The organism is Klebsiella sp. CTHL.F3a (genome assembly GCF_019890895.1).
GTDB classification, from domain to species: Bacteria; Pseudomonadota; Gammaproteobacteria; order Enterobacterales; family Enterobacteriaceae; genus Klebsiella; species Klebsiella grimontii.
In genome coordinates, this window is record NZ_CP082360.1 from 567,944 (window position 1) to 584,801 (window position 16,858).

Here is a 16,858-nt window from a genome sequence, read left to right on the forward strand (position 1 = left end):
TTATCGGGAATCCACACATACGTCAAATGGCAATCTTATTTATACAAAAATGTGCTATACAACATCTAATATAATGATTTTTAAGAAAATAATGGCCTTTTGAATGCTGGTGAGGCGTAGGGAACGACTTGATCGAGTGTGATCTGTCTCACTATATCGACGGCACGGTATTATCGTTCTGTGCTGAACTGTTTATTTATTGCAGTTTTTTAAACTGGTTTTTGTTTAATTAAAAGTGACTAATACTGTTTTATGCCCTGGTAAAGATAATGGCAAATCAGAGGTTATATATAAGGAAAAGTCATTACCATGAAGGTGAATTAAATTGCAGTTATCTTGATTGTTTATGCAATGAGATAAGCGGCCGCGTTGACGATTGATCCAGGTCATCGCCGTCGGTAGCTAAAAATGGCAGGCTTGGCCCCTTTCTTAAGGCCGGTCTATCAGATTATGCAGTTACAAAAATTAGTCAATATGTTTGGTGGGGATCTTATGCGCCGATACGGTGAAAAGGTTCATAAACTGACGCTGCATGGTGGATTTAGCTGCCCAAATCGCGATGGCACCATTGGCCGCGGCGGCTGTACGTTCTGTAATGTCGCCTCTTTTGCTGATGAAGAACAGCAGCACAGCTCGATCGCTGAACAGCTGGCCCATCAGGCGCAGCGGGTTAATCGCGCCAAACGCTACCTGGCCTATTTCCAGGCTTATACCAGCACCTTTGCCGAGGTACAGGTGCTGCGCTCCATGTATCAGCAGGCGGTCAGCCAGGCTAATATCGTCGGGCTCTGCGTGGGCACTCGCCCGGACTGCGTCCCTGGAGCGGTATTGGATCTGCTGTCTGAATATCGGCAGCAGGGTTATGAAGTCTGGCTCGAGTTGGGTTTACAAACCGCGCACGATAAAACGCTGCGCCGAATTAATCGCGGCCACGATTTTGCCTGCTACCAGCGTACAGCCCGCCTGGCGCGCGAGCGGGGCCTCAAAGTGTGCAGCCACCTTATTGTTGGCCTGCCTGGCGAAGGGCAGAGCGAATGCCTTGAGACACTAAAACAGGTGGTAGAGACCGGCGTAGACGGCATTAAGCTACATCCACTTCATATTGTGAAGGGCAGTATTATGGCCAGGGCGTGGCAGGCCGGAAGGTTGAACGGTATTGATCTGGCGGACTATACGGTCACCGCAGGCGAGATGATCCGTCATACCCCGGCAGAGGTGATTTATCACCGTATTTCCGCCAGCGCCCGACGTCCTACGCTGCTGGCGCCGCTGTGGTGTGAGAACCGGTGGACCGGGATGGTTGAGCTGGATAAATATCTCAATGAATATGGCGTCCAGGGGTCAGCTATTGGTCGTTGCTGGAGATCTCCGGCCGCTGCCGAATAACGTCATCGCCAGCTGCATTCCGGCTAACTGCTACCCGCAGGCAGGCGCGTAACTACAATCCTTCCCGCATTTTTCGCACAACTTACAGCGTCTTGCTCAGAATTGAGTATTATTGTGCGAAGTTGTCGCGAAGGAATCCCTTATGAAGCAAATCCGTATGCTGGCGCAGTATTATGTTGATCTGATGATGAAGCTGGGTCTGGTGCGCTTTTCCATGCTGCTGGCCTTTGCGCTGGTGGTGCTGGCGATCGTCGTGCAGATGGCCGTAACTATGGTGCTGCACGGCCAGGTGGAAAGTATTGATGTGATCCGCTCTATCTTCTTTGGCTTGCTGATTACCCCGTGGGCGGTCTATTTCCTGTCGGTGGTGGTTGAGCAACTGGAAGAGTCCCGGCAGCGTCTTTCGCGGCTGGTGGAGAAACTGGAGGAGATGCGCGAGCGCGATCTCAAGCTGAATGTGCAGCTTAAGGACAATATCGCCCAGCTTAACCAGGAAATCGGCGAACGTGAAAAAGCTGAAGCGGAACGTGAAACGACGCTTGAGCAGCTGAAAGTTGAGATGAAGGAACGTGAAGAAACGCAAATTCAGCTTGAACAGCAATCTTCCTTTCTGCGCTCCTTCCTTGACGCTTCACCGGACCTGGTTTTCTATCGTAATGAAGATAAAGAGTTTTCAGGCTGTAACCGCGCCATGGAACTGCTGACCGGTAAAAGCGAAAAACAGCTTATTCATCTGAAGCCACAGGATGTCTACAGCGAAGAGGTGGCGGAGAAGGTGCTGGAGACGGATGAGAAAGTCTTCCGCCATAACGTCTCGCTCACCTACGAGCAGTGGCTGGATTATCCGGACGGGCGCAAGGCCTGCTTTGAAATTCGCAAAGTGCCCTATTATGACCGCGTCGGTAAGCGGCGCGGCCTGATGGGGTTCGGTCGTGATATTACGGAACGTAAGCGCTATCAGGACGCGTTGGAGCGGGCCAGCCGCGATAAGACCACCTTTATCTCAACGATTAGCCACGAGCTGCGTACGCCGCTTAACGGCATTGTTGGGCTGAGCCGAATCCTTCTCGATACCGACCTGACCGACGAACAGGAAAGATACCTGAAAACCATCCACGTCTCAGCGGTAACGCTGGGCAATATCTTCAATGATATTATTGAGATGGATAAGATGGAGCGGCGTAAAATTCAGTTGGATAACCAGCCGGTGGACTTTACCGGCTTCCTGGCCGACCTCGAAAACCTCTCCGGTCTGCAGGCGCAGCAGAAAGGGCTGCGCTTTGTGCTGGATCCTTCGCTTCCGCTGCCGCATAAAGTGATCACCGACGGAACGCGTTTACGCCAGATCTTGTGGAATCTTATCAGTAACGCCGTGAAGTTTACCCCGCAGGGTGGAAACGTGAATGTCCGCGTGCGCTATGACGAAGGAGACATCCTGCACTTTGAAGTGGAGGATTCAGGCATTGGCATCCCTGAAGCGGAACAGGATAAAATTTTCGCCATGTATTACCAGGTGAAAGATAGCCAGGGCGGCAAGCCAGCGACAGGTACCGGCATCGGCCTCGCCGTGTCGCGGCGTCTGGCGCGGAATATGGGCGGCGACATTAGCGTTGCCAGCCTCCCGGGTAAAGGCGCGACTTTTACGCTTACCGTACACGCTCCGGCCGTGGCTGAAGAGGTTGAAGACACGCTGGCGGAAGATGAAATGCCATTACCTGCGCTGAACGTGCTGCTGGTGGAAGATATTGAGCTCAACGTGATCGTGGCGCGCTCGGTACTGGAGAAGCTGGGCAATAGCGTGGATGTGGCGATGACCGGTAAGGCTGCGCTGGAGATGTTTGTACCCGGCGAGTACGATCTGGTTCTGCTTGATATTCAACTGCCGGATATGACTGGACTCGATATTTCTCGTCAGCTGAAACAACGCTTTGCCGCCGATGAGCTCCCGCCGCTGGTGGCGCTTACCGCTAACGTCCTGAAGAACAAGAATGAGTATCTGGAAGCGGGAATGGATGATGTTCTGAGCAAGCCGTTATCGGTTCCGGCATTAACCGCGATTATCAAAAAATTCTGGGATGCGCCGGAAGAGGAGGAGAATGAGATGCCATCTGTAGATATCAGTAAATCGGCTTCCGTACTGGATATTCCGATGCTTGAGCAGTATATCGAACTGGTAGGGCCGAAGCTGATTAATGACGGTCTGGCCGTTTTTGAAAGAATGATGCCGGGCTACCTGGCGGTCCTGGAATCCAATTTAACCGCTCGCGACCAGAAAGGCATTGTCGATGAGGGTCATAAGATTAAAGGGGCTGCGGGCTCAATCGGTTTGCGCCATATCCAGCAGTTAGGGCAGCAGATTCAAACGCCGGATTTACCTGCGTGGTCGGATAACGTGGGTGAATGGGTTGAAGAGATGAAATCAGAGTGGCAAAACGATGTCGCGGTGCTGAAAGCGTGGGTCGCGGCGGCAGATAAAAAATGACCCCGGATAAACCGGGGTGCGCGAATACTGCGCCAACACCAGGGAACTGGTCGTTACGCCAGAATCATTTGAGTGATTTTTTTACACGGCGCAACCTGAGGATTTGGCTTACTCGCTCATTAAGATAGCAAACCTTAAATAGTTTGTTACATGAAACAGTAAAATATGTGAAGCATAGCGAGTAATTCAAAATTTTTGACTGCTTTCATAAACTTGTACTAAGGGGCTGATGTGATGAAGAAAATTGGTGTGGTGCTGAGCGGCTGCGGCGTTTATGACGGAAGCGAAATTCATGAAGCCGTTATTACTCTGCTGGCTATTGCCCGCAGCGGCGCTCAGGCTATCTGCTATGCGCCTGATAAAGCGCAAACCGATGTTATCAATCACCTGACCGGCGAAGCGCAGGCGGAAAGCCGTAATGTGCTCGTGGAAGCGGCGCGTATCGCGCGCGGAGAGATTCAGCCTTTAGCAAACGCACGGGCGGATGCGCTGGACGCGCTGATTGTGCCCGGAGGTTTTGGCGCGGCAAAGAACCTCAGCAGCTTTGCTGCGCAGGGAAGTGAATGTGAAGTGGATAGCGATCTTAAGGCACTGGCGCTGGCGATGCATCAGGCGGGTAAACCGTTGGGCTTTATCTGTATCGCTCCGGCGCTGTTGCCGAAAATATTTTCTATTCCGCTACGAGTAACTATTGGTACCGATCTTGATACCGCCGATGCGGTAGAGGAGATGGGGGCCGAACATGTGCCTTGCCCGGTCGACGACATTGTGGTTGATGAAGACAACAAAGTGGTGACGACTCCCGCGTATATGCTGGCGCAGAACATCGCCGAAGCGGCGAGCGGCATTGAAAAACTCGTTTCTCGCGTATTGGTTCTGACGGCATGACATTTCGCTTTTCGCCGTTGCGCTTGATTAAACGTTTTTTCCTGAGGCTACTGCTGGCTTGCGCGGTGCTATGGGGCGGCGGGGTTGCTCTGTTTAGCATCGTCCCCGTCCCGTTTTCAGCGGTGATGCTGGAGCGGCAGCTCGGCGCATGGCTCTCAGGGAATTTTCATTACATCGCCCATTCCGATTGGGTGGGCATGGATGAAATTTCTCCGTGGATGGGGCTGGCGGTTATTGCCGCGGAAGACCAGAAATTCCCGGAGCACTGGGGGTTTGACGTCCCAGCGATTGAGAAGGCGCTGGCGCACAATGAACGCAATGAGAACCGCATCCGCGGTGCATCAACCCTGTCGCAGCAGACGGCAAAAAACCTGTTCCTGTGGGATGGTCGCAGCTGGCTAAGGAAAGGGCTGGAGGCGGGGCTGACCGTTGGCATTGAGACGGTCTGGAGCAAAAAGCGGATCCTCACCGTTTATCTGAATATTGCTGAGTTTGGTGAAGGGACGTTTGGCGTTGAAGCTGCATCGCAGCGCTATTTTCACAAACCGGCCAGTAGATTAACGGCTGCTGAAGCCGCGCTTTTAGCGGCGGTCTTGCCTAATCCCATTCGCTTTCGCGCTGACGCGCCGTCAGGTTATATTCGCAGCCGCCAGGCGTGGATCCTGCGCCAGATGAGGCAATTAGGTGGGGAAGGGTTTATGCGGGCGAATCAGCTACATTGATGATTTCACGGCTCAGTACCCCGGAAGGCGCGCTGCGACCGGGGGAGTGAAATCTAATCCTCATCAAACCCGGCGTTGAACAGCGCGATAACCGCTGCCAGCGCCTCCACTTCTTGCGGGCCGTTAGCTTCAATCTCAATCTGACGCCCTTTAGCTGAGTCAAGCATCAGCAGGGCAATTACGCTATTCGCTTCAGCTTCAGTTCCTTCATCATTGCGCAGCAGCACTTCAGCATCATAGTTCTGCATTAATTCAAACAGCTTCATCGCCGGGCGAGCGTGCATGCCCAGCTTATTGGTGATTTCAACGGTTTGCTTAACGGTCATGATTTGCGTTTTTCCAGCGTCCGATGACGAGACTGCACGTTCTTGCCGCGCGAGCGGAAGTAGTCAGCCAGCTGTTCGGCGATGTAAACCGAACGGTGTTTACCACCGGTACAACCAATGGCCACCGTCAGATAGCTGCGGTTATTGGTCTCCAGCATAGGTAACCATAGCTCAAGATAGCTGCGGGTCTGGTAGATAAAATTGTGAACTTCCGTGTGCCGGTCGAGGAAGGCGGCAACGGGTTTATCAAGGCCGGTCATGGGACGCAGTTTTGGATCCCAGTGCGGGTTCGGCAGGAAGCGCACGTCAAAAACGTAGTCGGCATCAATAGGAATACCATGCTTAAATCCAAAGGATTCAAACACCATCGTCAGCTCGCGTTCGCGCTTGCCTAACAAACGCGTGCGCAGCATTTCTGCCAGCTCATGTACCGACATTTCTGAGGTATCGACGATCAGGTCAGCGCGGGAACGCAGAGGTTCCAGCAGGTCGCTCTCTTCATCAATGGCGCTCTCCAGCGACAGGTTTTTGCTGGAGAGGGGATGCAAACGACGCGTGTCGCTGTAGCGGCGAATCAAGGTGTTACGATCGGCATCCAGGAACAGCAGCTGAGGTGAAAATTCTGCGGGCAGATTTTTCATCGCCTGCTCGAAGATTTCCGGCGACTCAGGCATGTTTCGCACGTCAATACTGACCGCGGCCGAGATGTTTCTGTCAGCGAGCGAGCGCGCCAGCTCAGGTAAGAGCACAACCGGCAGGTTATCCACGCAGTAAAAACCCATATCTTCCAGCGCTCGCAGGGCGACGGATTTCCCCGACCCTGAACGGCCGCTGACGATCATCAGTACCATGTACCGTTTCTCCTCAGTACGAAAAAGCGTAAGGTGCGGCTTTCGTTACGCCTCATTATTGCTTCCCGCTTCAGTGATGATTTCATACAGCTCTTCATCGCTTTGCGCAGCGCGCAGACGGCGGCAAATTGTTTTATCGGCCAGACGTTTCGCCACCAGCGAGAGCGTATGCAGATGCGTTTTAGTTTGATCGGCCGGGACGAGAAGGGCAAATAACAGATCGACGGGTTGGTTGTCGATAGCATCGAAAGCAATGGGAGTTTCCAGCTGGACAAACACGCCCACGGCCCGCAGCGTATCCTCTTCGAGTTTGCCGTGGGGAATTGCAATGCCGTTGCCAATCCCGGTACTGCCCATTTTCTCACGGGTAAGGATCGCCTCGAACACTATCTGGGACGATAAGCCTAACTGCTTTGCCGCCAGCTCGCTGATGATTTCCAGCGCGCGTTTCTTGCTCTGGCAGTGAACCTGGCTACGGGTACATTCCTGGTTAAGGACATTGCTCAGTTGTAGAGCCGAATCGTTATTTATCATAATTTCACCTGAGCTCTCCTTGCCAACCGCCGGCAGGCGGTTGGCGTAGGCGATTGCCCGGACAATTAGTGTTGTTTCAGTTTATCTTTATGTTTTGTTAACTGTCTTGCCAGCTTATCGATAAGTCCATCGATAGCAGCATACATATCCTGCCCTTCCGCACTGGCATGGATTTCGCCACCGTTGACATGCAGATTGGCGTCCGCAATTTGCGTCACCTTCTCCACTTTTAACACAATATAGACCTGGTTGATCCTGTCGAAAAACTGCTCCAGTTTGCTGAACTTCGTGGTAACGAAATCGCGCATGGCGGGGGTTATCTCGATGTTGTGTCCTGTAATGTTGAGCTGCATAGTGTCTTCCTTATCGGTTGGGTCAAACCAATTGCTTGCGCTGATTTGACGGCGGAATGGATAAAGACTCTCGGTACTTAGCAACGGTTCGCCGTGCCACCATAATACCCTGATCGGATAGCATGGTGGTGAGCTTACTGTCACTCAATGGTTTCGCGGGGTTTTCCGCGGCAATTAATTTCTTCACCAGCGCGCGAATAGCCGTCGACGATGCTTCGCCGCCGCCTTCAGTGTTCACATGGCTGGAGAAGAAATACTTCAGCTCAAAAATACCGCGTGGACTGTGCAGGTATTTTTGCGTAGTAACGCGTGAAATAGTGGATTCATGCATTTCGACGGCCTGAGCGATATCCGCCAGCACCATCGGTTTCATAAACTCTTCGCCTTGTTCAAAAAAAGCCTGCTGCTGTTCGACGATACAGCGGCTGACGCGCAGAAGGGTGTCGTTGCGGCTCTCCAGGCTCTTGATCAGCCAGCGCGCTTCCTGCAGGTTGCTACGGATAAACTGGCCGTCAGCGTCATTGCGCGTGCTGTTACCCATAGCGGCATAGTGCTGATTGATCTTCAGGCGCGGAAGGCTATCTGAATTGAGTTCAACCACCCAACGATCGTTCACTTTACGTACCAGAACGTCAGGAATGACATATTCTGGCTCGCCAGTTTGGATCGACTGCCCCGGGCGCGGATCCAGCGATTGGATCAAATTTACCGCTTCCTTTAACACTTCTTCTTTGAGGCGGGTTACACGCATCAGGCTGCGGAAGTCGTGGTTGGCCAGCAGATCGAGATGATCGCTGATGATCAGACGGGCTTCTTCAATCCACGGCGTCTCTTTGGCAAACTGTGAAAGCTGGACCAGCAGGCAATCGCGCAAATCTTTCGCCGCCACGCCGACGGGGTCGAAACGCTGAATGCGCTTGAGAACCGCCTCAACTTCTTCAAGTCCGATTTCATCGTCGCCAATACTTTCCACGATGTCTTCGATAGAAATCGTCAGGTAGCCGGTATCATCAACGGCATCGACGATAGAGGTCGCGATGGCGCGATCGGTATCAGTGAATGGCGTAAGTTCAACCTGCCACATCAGGTAATCCTGCAGACTTTGCGTGGTCTCACCCTGATAGACGGGCAGTTCGTCATCCTGGTAATCGACGCCGTTGCCTGATGGCGTTCCGGCGGTGTAAATCTCATCCCAGCTGGCATCAAGCGGCAGCTCTTCGGGCATCTCTTTTTGCTCAAGGGCGTCGACGGTATCCAGAGATTCGCGATCCTCAGCCTCTTTGGTTTCTACCTCATCGTGAAGATCGGTTTGCTCCAGCAACGGGTTGCTGTCCAGCGCCTGCTGGAGTTCTTGCTGGAGTTCTAACGTGGACAGCTGCAGTAGACGAATCGCCTGCTGCAGTTGTGGCGTCATGGCAAGCTGTTGGCTTAGCCTTAATTGCAAACCTTGCTTCATATTCAGGGCCAATATCTCCGGCTAAAACGTCTGTAACCTCTACCCTATCAGAGTCTGAAGTCTTCCCCAAGATACACGCGCTTAACCTGCTCGTCTTCAAGGATTTGCTGCGGCGTACCGTGGGCTATCAGGTGGCCCTGGCTGACGATATAGGCACGCTCGCAAACGGCCAGCGTTTCCCTGACGTTATGGTCGGTTATCAGGACGCCAAGGCCGCTGTCGCGCAGGTGTTCAATAATGCGTTTGATATCGATAACGGAGATGGGGTCAACGCCGGCAAAGGGTTCATCCAGCAGGATGAATTTCGGGTTAGCCGCCAACGCGCGGGCGATCTCGACGCGGCGGCGTTCACCACCGGAGAGCGCCTGGCCGAGACTATCGCGCAGGTGCTCAATGTGAAACTCCTCCATCAGCTCTTTCGCGCGATCTTCACGCTGCTCGTTGCTCAGATCGTCGCGAATCTGCAATACCGCCATCAGGTTATCGTAAACGCTGAGACGGCGGAAAATGGAGGCCTCCTGCGGCAAATAGCCGATGCCGCGACGCGCGCGCGCGTGCAGCGGCAGCAGGCTGATGTCTTCATCATCAATGATAATGTTGCCCGCGTCGCGCGGTACGATACCAACAACCATATAGAAGGTAGTGGTTTTACCGGCGCCGTTTGGGCCTAGCAGGCCAACAATCTCGCCCGAATTCACGGTCAGACTGACATCTTCCACGACGCGGCGGCCTTTATAGGCTTTCGCAAGATTCTTTGCAGTTAATGTTGCCATAACGAATTACTTACCCTTCTTTGACTGATCGCTACCTTTATCCTGCAGCTGCGAAGGAACCAGAACCGTGGTCACGCGTCCGCCTTTATTGCTAAAAGCCTGCATTTTTTGTTCTTTCACCAGGTAAGTGATTTTGTCACCCTGGATATTGCTATCGATCTGTTCCAGATGTGCATTGCCGGTCAGCACGACAAAGTCGTTTTGCAGTTCATAATGCATTTTTGACGCGCGGCCTTTTACCGGTTTGCCGTTATCCTGCATCTGGTAGAAGGTGGCCGGGTTACCATAGCCATCGATAACCTCTTTGCCTTTTTCGCCGCCCGGGCGGGTCACGACGACTTTGTCGGCGTTGATTTTGATCGTTCCCTGAGTGACGACGACATTACCCGTAAAGGTGACGACGTTGCCCTGCATATCCAGCGACTGCTGATCGGATTCAATATGAATCGGCTGATCGGTATCACCCGTCTTGGCCTGTGCCGACAGGCTGGCGGCCAGTAAGGCGCTGGCGAGCGCAATCTTAAGGCTGAGTTTGTTTGTTCTGAATTTCATATGAGGTTCTAACCTTTTCAATCAGCTCGGCATTTTTGCTGCGCAGGTTCCCGCGCATTTTCAGGCCGCTGGAATTAAATGTTGTTCCGTACAACGTCACCATGTCATCGGAGGTAACATCCTGCGTCACCAGGTTTATCTGGGCGTTATCCGTCGTAATTTTGCGCAGTTGAGAATCCGCCGTCAGCGCATTAACCTCAACGTGCCCGTAAAGATACAGCATGCGGTCATTCGTCAACTTAGCTTTATCCGCTTTGATAGACCAGGTTGGTACTTTATTCGTATCGAAGGTGGTCATCACCGGTTTTGCGAACCACGAGAGTTGCTGTTCGGAAAAATACTCTACGTGTTCCGCTATTAGCCTGTAGTTAAGCGCCCCTTCGGGACTATAAACGACGGTATCGGTATGCTCGCTGGTATACGTCGGATCGTCAGGATTGATCGCTTGCTGGGTGGCATCGTCCGTACTCGCCAGGTTCAGGCCGATCAGGATCAGCGCGACCAGCGATAGTAAAATGATAACCCAACGTCTGGTTTTACTCATATAGATTGCCCTTTGGCCTCATCCAGCTTGCCCTGCGCCAATAGTAGCAAATCGCACACTTCGCGTACCGCTCCGCGACCGCCGTTGATACGAGTAACGTAATCCGCGCGCGGGAGCAGCAACGGATGCGCATCGGCTACCGCTATGCTTAAACCCACTTCCGCCATCACCGGCCAGTCGATCAGATCGTCGCCAATATAGGCCACTTCAACTGCGCTAACGGCCAGTTTATTGAGTAGCTCATGAAACGCCAGCAGCTTATCAGACTGCCCCTGGTAGAGATGAGTGATGCCGAGCGTCTGGCAGCGATCTTCCACCAGTTTAGCGTTTCGCCCGGTAATTATCGCCACCTCAATCTCTGAAGTCAGGGCGCAGCGGATACCGTAGCCGTCGCGCACGTTAAACGCTTTCAGCTCTTCGCCGTTGTTGCCCATATAGATAAGACCGTCGGACAGAACGCCGTCCACATCAAGTATCAGTAAACGGATCTTCGCTGCCCGGTCAATAAAACCCTGGCTTACCGGACCATAGCAGGTCGCTATCAGGGCATCAGCATTATTCATTATTTTTTCCTTACTTACACTACGCCCGCGCGCAGGAGATCGTGCATATGTATCACACCTACCAGACGGTCGCCATCTGCAACCAGCACGCAGGTGATATGACGGGACTGCATCAGGTTCAGCGCATCAACGGCCAGCGTACCGGGACGGATACGGATACCGCCTCGCGTCATCACTTCGGCGATGCTGGCGTTACGCATATCAATGCCGGTATCAAAGACGCGGCGCAGATCGCCATCGGTGAAAATGCCGATGATATTCATTTCGTCGTCGCAAATAGCGGTCATGCCTAAATTTTTGCGCGTGATTTCCAGCAGCGCATCGCGCAGCGTGGCCCCCAGGCCAACATGCGGAATTTCATCGCCGGTGTGCATAATATCATTGACCCGCAGCAGTAGCTTACGGCCCAGCGCGCCGCCAGGATGCGATAGCGCAAAATCTTCAGCAGTAAAACCGCGGGCTTCCAGCAGCGCTACGGCAAGGGCATCGCCCATGACCAGCGCGGCGGTGGTGCTTGAGGTGGGGGCCAGCCCTAAGGGGCAAGCCTCTTTGGGCACTTTCACGCACAGATGAATATCCGCCGCGCGCGCCATGCTGCTTTCTGGTCGGCTGGTGATACAGATAAGCGACACCTGCAGGCGCTTGAGGACTGGAATCAGGGCGAGAATTTCATTTGATTCCCCGGAGTTAGATAGCGCGATCACTACGTCGCATGGGGTGACCATGCCCAAATCGCCGTGCGCGGCCTCGCCGGGATGGACGAAGAATGATGATGTCCCGGTGCTGGCGAAAGTTGCGGCCATCTTTCGCCCGATATGGCCGGATTTACCCATTCCCATCACCACAACTTTACCGGTACAGCGAAAAATGGTCTCACAGGCACGGGTAAAGTCTTCATTAATATATTGATCGAGCTGGGCCAGACCTTCACGTTCAATGTCCAGCACCTCACGGCCTGCCCGTTGAAAGTCAAAATCCGCTGGCAAATCTATTTGCGACATAATGTTATCCCGAATCATTCAACGAAGAGCGGCGCTGTCCAGTACAGCATCGCTAACCAAAGCATAAAACCACCCAGCAGCAGGGCACCGGCAAGGCGACCGGGCTGTTGTTTACGACGCCAGCACAGCACCGCGAAGATCAGGCTGACCAGCAGCATGACACCATAGTCGCGGCTAAAGGCCTCGGCGGCAAAGGCGCCTGGCGCAATCAGCGCGGGGAGCCCGAGAACCAGTACGATATTAAGAATATTAGCGCCAATGATATTGCCGATGGCGATGTCATTTTCGCCTTTTCGCGCTCCGGCAATGGCGGTGGCCAGCTCGGGCAGGCTGGTGCCGATGGCAACGACCGTTAAGCCGACGGTCAGTTCGCTGATGGCAAAAAAGTTTGCCAGCACCGTGGCGTTATCCACCACCATCCGCGTGGCCATCGGCATCACTATCATCGCGACGCCCAACCAGAGCAGCGCGACGGGAAGCGAGCCTTCCCGCGGCAGCTCCGCCAGCTGTTCACGGGTCAGGCTGTCGTTCCCCTGGCGTTCCGCAAGGCGGGCAATCTTAAGGGTAAACAGCAGCCACAGTACGGCCAGCGCCAGCAAAAAAAGGCCGTCTATCCGCGTGAGCTGCCCGTCATACAGAACGAATCCTGCCAGTAAACTGACCAGCAACATTAGCGGTAATTCGCGGCGCAGGATATCAGAATGCACGGTAAAAGGTTGAAACAGAGCGGTGAGGCCGAGGATCAGCAGAATATTGGTGATATTCGATCCGAGAGCGGTTCCGATCGCCAGATCGGTTTGTCCATGCAGGGAGGCGGCAGCGGAAACAATGACTTCCGGTAAACTGGTACCGATGCTGACCACCGTCATCCCTATAATAAGGGGGGGGATTCCCAGCATACGGCAGAGTATTGAAGCGGCGTAGACCAGACGATCGGCGCTGTAGACAACCAGCAATAAACCAATAATTAACAGAGCCGTCGCTAAGAGCATCTAAAGTCCTTTCTTCAGGTATAATCGTTGCCTCGCTGGCCGTCCGTAGGCAGCGTAACGAATTCTTAATTTTGACTTTATGTGTGCCAAAAGTAAAACAAATGCCAGCTTTCGCTAACCCGGGCGGGTAAGATTCTGTAAAAATGTTGGGTTTGTGGTGAAAGAAAGCGCCATGCTTAGCCCGACGGGTGTCTAGTAAGGATGATTTTATGAGCCAGAGTTCGGCGAATCTAGTCGAAGTGCGCGGTATTCGCTTCTCGAGGGGCGATCGGGTGATCTTCGATGATATCTCGCTATCGGTACCCCGCGGCAAGATCACCGCGATAATGGGGCCATCAGGGATCGGCAAAACCACCCTGTTACGTCTGATCGGCGGTCAGATCCCGCCCGACAAAGGCGAGATCCTGTTTGATGGTGAAAACGTACCGCAGATGTCGCGCTCGCGCCTGTATACCGTCCGCAAGCGTATGAGCATGCTGTTTCAGTCCGGCGCGCTGTTCACCGACCTGAACGTTTTCGATAACGTCGCTTATCCGCTGCGCGAGCATACGCGTCTGCCGGAAGCGCTGCTGCACACTACGGTGATGATGAAGCTGGAGGCCGTCGGACTACGCGGAGCCGCGAAGCTGATGCCTTCTGAGCTTTCCGGCGGCATGGCCCGCCGTGCCGCGCTGGCGAGGGCGATTGCGCTGGAACCTGATTTAATCATGTTCGATGAGCCCTTTGTCGGGCAGGACCCCATTACGATGGGGGTGCTGGTGAAGCTGATTTCTGAACTCAATAGCACCCTGGGTGTCACCTGTATCGTGGTTTCGCATGATGTGCCGGAGGTGCTCAGCATCGCGGACTTCGCATATATCGTGGCGGACAAAAAGGTGGTAGCGCACGGGAGTGCGCAGTCGCTGCGGGAAAATGCCGATCCTCGGGTTCGTCAGTTCATTGATGGTATCGCCGACGGCCCGGTGCCGTTCCGCTATCCGGCGGGTGATTATCATCATGATTTATTGGGCAAAGGGAGTTAAGCGACTCATGTTGTTAAATGCGCTAGCCGCGCTTGGGCATCGCGGTATTAAAACTATCGCGACGTTTGGGCGTGCTGGATTAATGCTCTTCAACGCGGTTGTGGGCAAGCCTGAGTTTCGCAAGCATGCGCCGCTGCTGGTGCGTCAGCTGTACAACGTTGGCGTGCTATCAATGCTGATCATCATTGTATCGGGGCTGTTTATCGGTATGGTGCTGGGTCTGCAGGGCTATCTGGTGTTGACCACCTATAGCGCCGAAACCAGTCTGGGCATGCTGGTGGCGCTATCGCTGCTGCGTGAGCTGGGGCCGGTGGTCGCTGCGCTGTTGTTTGCCGGGCGTGCCGGCTCGGCGCTGACTGCCGAAATTGGCCTTATGCGCGCAACCGAGCAGCTCTCCAGCATGGAGATGATGGCGGTCGACCCGCTTCGCCGCGTGATCTCTCCGCGCTTCTGGGCGGGGGTGATTTCACTGCCGTTGTTAACGATTATTTTTGTGGCGGTCGGCGTTTGGGGCGGCTCGCTGGTCGGTGTCAGCTGGAAGGGCATCGATGGCGGATTCTTCTGGAGCGCGATGCAAAACGCCGTTGATTGGCGGATGGATCTGGTTAACTGCCTGATTAAGAGTCTGGTTTTCGCCATTACGGTAACATGGATCGCGTTATTTAACGGTTATGACGCTATCCCCACTTCCGCCGGGATTAGCCGGGCGACGACGCGTACCGTGGTGCATGCGTCGCTGGCGGTTCTGGGGCTGGATTTTGTGCTGACTGCGCTGATGTTTGGGAATTGAGTTCATGCAAACGAGAAAAAATGAAATCTGGGTAGGGGTGTTTTTACTGGTTGCGCTGCTGGCCGCGCTGTTTGTCTGCCTGAAGGCGGCAAATGTCACCTCTTTACGTACCGAACCGACTTATCGGCTCTATGCCACTTTTGACAATATCGGCGGTCTGAAAGCGCGCTCTCCGGTGCGAATTGGCGGCGTTGTCGTTGGACGCGTGGCGGATATTACGCTTGACCCTAAAACCTACCTGCCTCGCGTCGCTCTCGATATTGATGAGCGCTACAACCATATCCCGGATACCAGCTCGCTGGCGATCCGAACTTCCGGTCTGCTGGGCGAACAGTACCTGGCGATGAACATCGGGTTTGAAGATCCTGAGCTGGGAACCACTATCCTTAAAGATGGCGGTACCATTCAGGACACCAAATCCGCAATGGTGCTGGAAGATTTGATAGGCCAGTTCCTTTATAACAGTAAAGGTAGCGACAATAAGAATTCTGGCGATGAACAGTCTGCCGGGGAGAGTCATACTGACGCTACGCCGCCAGCCGGCACGACGCACTAATTTCAGGAGAGATAAGACATGTTTAAACGCTTACTAATGGTCGCCATGCTGGTGATTGCCCCTTTGACTGCGGCAACCGCCGCGGACCAATCCAATCCTTATAAGCTGATGGACGAAGCGGCGCAGAAAACCTTCGATCGCCTGAAGAACGAGCAGCCTAAGATTCAGGCTAACCCGAACTACCTGCGCGACATCGTCGATCAGGAACTGCTGCCCTATGTTCAGGTGAAATACGCCGGCGCGTTGGTGTTAGGGCGTTATTACAAAGAAGCGACCCCGGCGCAGCGTGAAGCCTATTTCGCCGCTTTCCGCGAATATCTGAAACAGGCCTATGGCCAGGCGCTGGCAATGTATCACGGTCAGACCTATCAGATTGCCCCTGAGCAGCCTCTGGGCAGCGCGACCATTGTTCCTATTCGCGTCACCATCCTCGATCCTAATGGCCGTCCGCCGGTGCGCCTGGATTTCCAGTGGCGTAAAAATACCCAGACCGGTAACTGGCAGGCGTACGACATGATTGCTGAAGGGGTGAGCATGATCACCACTAAACAAAACGAGTGGAGCGACCTGCTGCGTACTAAAGGCGTTGATGGTCTGACGGCGCAGCTGAAGGCAAGCTCAGCGCAGCCGATTACTCTGGAACAGAAAAAATAATGACCGGGCAGCTGAGCTGGACTCGCGATGGTGAGACGCTGGCGCTGCGCGGAGAGCTGGACCAGGATCTTTTGGTCCCGCTGTGGGAAGCGCGCGCTCAGGCGACGGATGGCGTGTCCGCAATCGACCTGAGCGCCGTGACCCGCGTGGACACCGCCGGGCTGGCGCTATTAGTGCATTTTATCGCACTGGTTCGTCGGCAGGGCGGGGAAGCGAAGTTGACCGGTAAGAGTGAAAATCTGCAAACCCTGGTCAGGTTGTATAACCTTCCTGCCGATATGATCCCATAACTTTTTCAGTGCCTTAGTGCTGAAGCTATTCTGAAAGCCCCATCAAACTTTTCGATGGGGCTTTTTGCTTGTTTAAGACAGCGCCACTTTCCTCTAAGATGTTGGGCTGTTTTCACTATCAGA

At 53.8% G+C, this 16,858-nt stretch carries 20 protein-coding genes; 9 read left to right on the forward strand and 11 right to left on the reverse strand.

The features are described from left to right. Positions 1 to 450: 450 nt before the first annotated feature. The 4 genes from mnmL to mtgA all read left to right on the forward strand — a co-directional run bounded on the left by mnmL (position 451) and on the right by mtgA (position 5,478). A complete protein-coding gene (mnmL, locus tag K7H21_RS02675) occupies positions 451 to 1,386 on the forward strand; it encodes a tRNA modification radical SAM protein MnmL/YtqA (protein ID WP_032741965.1) in 936 nt (311 codons plus the stop codon). A 142-nt stretch (positions 1,387 to 1,528) separates the two neighbouring features. Beyond that, positions 1,529 to 3,868, forward strand: coding sequence for an aerobic respiration two-component sensor histidine kinase ArcB (gene arcB / locus K7H21_RS02680; protein WP_123828723.1), 2,340 nt, complete (start codon positions 1,529 to 1,531; stop codon positions 3,866 to 3,868). 234 nt (positions 3,869 to 4,102) lie between these two features. Then, positions 4,103 to 4,756 (forward strand): isoprenoid biosynthesis glyoxalase ElbB, encoded by a 654-nt coding sequence (gene elbB, locus K7H21_RS02685; protein ID WP_223035549.1) that lies wholly within the window; start codon positions 4,103 to 4,105, stop codon positions 4,754 to 4,756. Beyond that, positions 4,753 to 5,478 carry a monofunctional biosynthetic peptidoglycan transglycosylase gene (mtgA, locus tag K7H21_RS02690; protein ID WP_123828724.1) on the forward strand — a complete coding sequence of 242 codons (726 nt, stop codon included), beginning with the start codon at positions 4,753 to 4,755 and terminating at the stop codon, positions 5,476 to 5,478. Before elbB ends, mtgA begins: the two co-directional genes overlap by 4 nt. Before the next feature lie 53 nt (positions 5,479 to 5,531). Here mtgA and npr read toward each other — a convergent pair whose 3' ends face one another. The 11 genes from npr to K7H21_RS02745 form a co-directional block, all read right to left on the reverse strand. Beyond that, on the reverse strand, positions 5,532 to 5,804 hold the full coding sequence (gene npr, locus K7H21_RS02695) for a PTS phosphocarrier protein NPr (protein WP_004106170.1): 273 nt from the start codon (positions 5,802 to 5,804) through the stop codon (positions 5,532 to 5,534). Further along, complete coding sequence (gene rapZ, locus K7H21_RS02700; RefSeq protein WP_004106169.1) at positions 5,801 to 6,655, reverse strand: RNase adapter RapZ; 855 nt, start codon at positions 6,653 to 6,655, stop codon at positions 5,801 to 5,803. Before rapZ ends, npr begins: the two co-directional genes overlap by 4 nt. Before the next feature lie 45 nt (positions 6,656 to 6,700). Then, on the reverse strand, positions 6,701 to 7,189 hold the full coding sequence (ptsN, locus tag K7H21_RS02705; protein WP_004125714.1) for a PTS IIA-like nitrogen regulatory protein PtsN: 489 nt from the start codon (positions 7,187 to 7,189) through the stop codon (positions 6,701 to 6,703). A gap of 65 nt (positions 7,190 to 7,254) precedes the next feature. After that, on the reverse strand, positions 7,255 to 7,542 hold the full coding sequence (gene hpf, locus K7H21_RS02710) for a ribosome hibernation promoting factor (RefSeq protein WP_223035550.1): 288 nt from the start codon (positions 7,540 to 7,542) through the stop codon (positions 7,255 to 7,257). Positions 7,543 to 7,564: 22 nt separating this feature from the next. Further along, complete coding sequence (rpoN, locus tag K7H21_RS02715; protein ID WP_004125708.1) at positions 7,565 to 8,998, reverse strand: RNA polymerase factor sigma-54; 1,434 nt, start codon at positions 8,996 to 8,998, stop codon at positions 7,565 to 7,567. Positions 8,999 to 9,045: 47 nt separating this feature from the next. Beyond that, positions 9,046 to 9,771 carry an LPS export ABC transporter ATP-binding protein gene (gene lptB / locus K7H21_RS02720; RefSeq protein ID WP_004125705.1) on the reverse strand — a complete coding sequence of 242 codons (726 nt, stop codon included), beginning with the start codon at positions 9,769 to 9,771 and terminating at the stop codon, positions 9,046 to 9,048. 6 nt (positions 9,772 to 9,777) lie between these two features. After that, entirely contained in the window at positions 9,778 to 10,323 is a 546-nt protein-coding gene (gene lptA, locus K7H21_RS02725; protein ID WP_004125703.1) for a lipopolysaccharide ABC transporter substrate-binding protein LptA, read from the reverse strand. Further along, the gene (lptC, locus tag K7H21_RS02730) at positions 10,292 to 10,867 is read right to left on the reverse strand and encodes an LPS export ABC transporter periplasmic protein LptC (RefSeq protein ID WP_004125700.1); all 576 of its coding nucleotides are present in this window, start codon (positions 10,865 to 10,867) and stop codon (positions 10,292 to 10,294) included. The genes lptA and lptC overlap by 32 nt, the downstream gene beginning before the upstream one ends. Next, on the reverse strand, positions 10,864 to 11,430 hold the full coding sequence (gene kdsC, locus K7H21_RS02735; RefSeq protein ID WP_142445285.1) for a 3-deoxy-manno-octulosonate-8-phosphatase KdsC: 567 nt from the start codon (positions 11,428 to 11,430) through the stop codon (positions 10,864 to 10,866). Before kdsC ends, lptC begins: the two co-directional genes overlap by 4 nt. 14 nt (positions 11,431 to 11,444) lie before the next feature. After that, on the reverse strand, positions 11,445 to 12,449 hold the full coding sequence (gene kdsD, locus K7H21_RS02740; RefSeq protein ID WP_004125696.1) for an arabinose-5-phosphate isomerase KdsD: 1,005 nt from the start codon (positions 12,447 to 12,449) through the stop codon (positions 11,445 to 11,447). After that, the gene (locus tag K7H21_RS02745) at positions 12,446 to 13,423 is read right to left on the reverse strand and encodes a calcium/sodium antiporter (protein WP_223035551.1); all 978 of its coding nucleotides are present in this window, start codon (positions 13,421 to 13,423) and stop codon (positions 12,446 to 12,448) included. Before K7H21_RS02745 ends, kdsD begins: the two co-directional genes overlap by 4 nt. A gap of 209 nt (positions 13,424 to 13,632) precedes the next feature. Here K7H21_RS02745 and mlaF point away from each other — a divergent pair, with 209 nt between their 5' ends. The 5 genes from mlaF to mlaB are packed head-to-tail and all read left to right on the forward strand — an operon-like array spanning position 13,633 to position 16,735. Continuing rightward, positions 13,633 to 14,445 (forward strand): phospholipid ABC transporter ATP-binding protein MlaF, encoded by an 813-nt coding sequence (mlaF, locus tag K7H21_RS02750; RefSeq protein ID WP_004125691.1) that lies wholly within the window; start codon positions 13,633 to 13,635, stop codon positions 14,443 to 14,445. Between the two features lie 7 nt (positions 14,446 to 14,452). Continuing rightward, entirely contained in the window at positions 14,453 to 15,235 is a 783-nt protein-coding gene (gene mlaE / locus K7H21_RS02755; RefSeq protein WP_004125690.1) for a lipid asymmetry maintenance ABC transporter permease subunit MlaE, read from the forward strand. 4 nt (positions 15,236 to 15,239) lie between these two features. Then, positions 15,240 to 15,791 carry an outer membrane lipid asymmetry maintenance protein MlaD gene (gene mlaD / locus K7H21_RS02760; protein WP_004125689.1) on the forward strand — a complete coding sequence of 184 codons (552 nt, stop codon included), beginning with the start codon at positions 15,240 to 15,242 and terminating at the stop codon, positions 15,789 to 15,791. An 18-nt stretch (positions 15,792 to 15,809) separates the two neighbouring features. Continuing rightward, on the forward strand, positions 15,810 to 16,445 hold the full coding sequence (gene mlaC, locus K7H21_RS02765; protein WP_004125682.1) for a phospholipid-binding protein MlaC: 636 nt from the start codon (positions 15,810 to 15,812) through the stop codon (positions 16,443 to 16,445). Continuing rightward, on the forward strand, positions 16,445 to 16,735 hold the full coding sequence (gene mlaB, locus K7H21_RS02770; RefSeq protein WP_004125681.1) for a lipid asymmetry maintenance protein MlaB: 291 nt from the start codon (positions 16,445 to 16,447) through the stop codon (positions 16,733 to 16,735). The genes mlaC and mlaB overlap by 1 nt, the downstream gene beginning before the upstream one ends. The last annotated feature ends 123 nt before the right edge of the window (positions 16,736 to 16,858 follow it).

Coding starts and splice junctions, on each gene's coding strand:
- mnmL (WP_032741965.1), top strand. CDS start 451: ATGCAGTTACAAAAATTAGTCAATATGTTTGGTGGGGATCTTATGCGC.
- arcB (WP_123828723.1), top strand. CDS start 1,529: ATGAAGCAAATCCGTATGCTGGCGCAGTATTATGTTGATCTGATGATG.
- elbB (WP_223035549.1), top strand. CDS start 4,103: ATGAAGAAAATTGGTGTGGTGCTGAGCGGCTGCGGCGTTTATGACGGA.
- mtgA (WP_123828724.1), top strand. CDS start 4,753: ATGACATTTCGCTTTTCGCCGTTGCGCTTGATTAAACGTTTTTTCCTG.
- npr (WP_004106170.1), bottom strand. CDS start 5,804: ATGACCGTTAAGCAAACCGTTGAAATCACCAATAAGCTGGGCATGCAC.
- rapZ (WP_004106169.1), bottom strand. CDS start 6,655: ATGGTACTGATGATCGTCAGCGGCCGTTCAGGGTCGGGGAAATCCGTC.
- ptsN (WP_004125714.1), bottom strand. CDS start 7,189: ATGATAAATAACGATTCGGCTCTACAACTGAGCAATGTCCTTAACCAG.
- hpf (WP_223035550.1), bottom strand. CDS start 7,542: ATGCAGCTCAACATTACAGGACACAACATCGAGATAACCCCCGCCATG.
- rpoN (WP_004125708.1), bottom strand. CDS start 8,998: ATGAAGCAAGGTTTGCAATTAAGGCTAAGCCAACAGCTTGCCATGACG.
- lptB (WP_004125705.1), bottom strand. CDS start 9,771: ATGGCAACATTAACTGCAAAGAATCTTGCGAAAGCCTATAAAGGCCGC.
- lptA (WP_004125703.1), bottom strand. CDS start 10,323: ATGAAATTCAGAACAAACAAACTCAGCCTTAAGATTGCGCTCGCCAGC.
- lptC (WP_004125700.1), bottom strand. CDS start 10,867: ATGAGTAAAACCAGACGTTGGGTTATCATTTTACTATCGCTGGTCGCG.
- kdsC (WP_142445285.1), bottom strand. CDS start 11,430: ATGAATAATGCTGATGCCCTGATAGCGACCTGCTATGGTCCGGTAAGC.
- kdsD (WP_004125696.1), bottom strand. CDS start 12,449: ATGATTCGGGATAACATTATGTCGCAAATAGATTTGCCAGCGGATTTT.
- K7H21_RS02745 (WP_223035551.1), bottom strand. CDS start 13,423: ATGCTCTTAGCGACGGCTCTGTTAATTATTGGTTTATTGCTGGTTGTC.
- mlaF (WP_004125691.1), top strand. CDS start 13,633: ATGAGCCAGAGTTCGGCGAATCTAGTCGAAGTGCGCGGTATTCGCTTC.
- mlaE (WP_004125690.1), top strand. CDS start 14,453: ATGTTGTTAAATGCGCTAGCCGCGCTTGGGCATCGCGGTATTAAAACT.
- mlaD (WP_004125689.1), top strand. CDS start 15,240: ATGCAAACGAGAAAAAATGAAATCTGGGTAGGGGTGTTTTTACTGGTT.
- mlaC (WP_004125682.1), top strand. CDS start 15,810: ATGTTTAAACGCTTACTAATGGTCGCCATGCTGGTGATTGCCCCTTTG.
- mlaB (WP_004125681.1), top strand. CDS start 16,445: ATGACCGGGCAGCTGAGCTGGACTCGCGATGGTGAGACGCTGGCGCTG.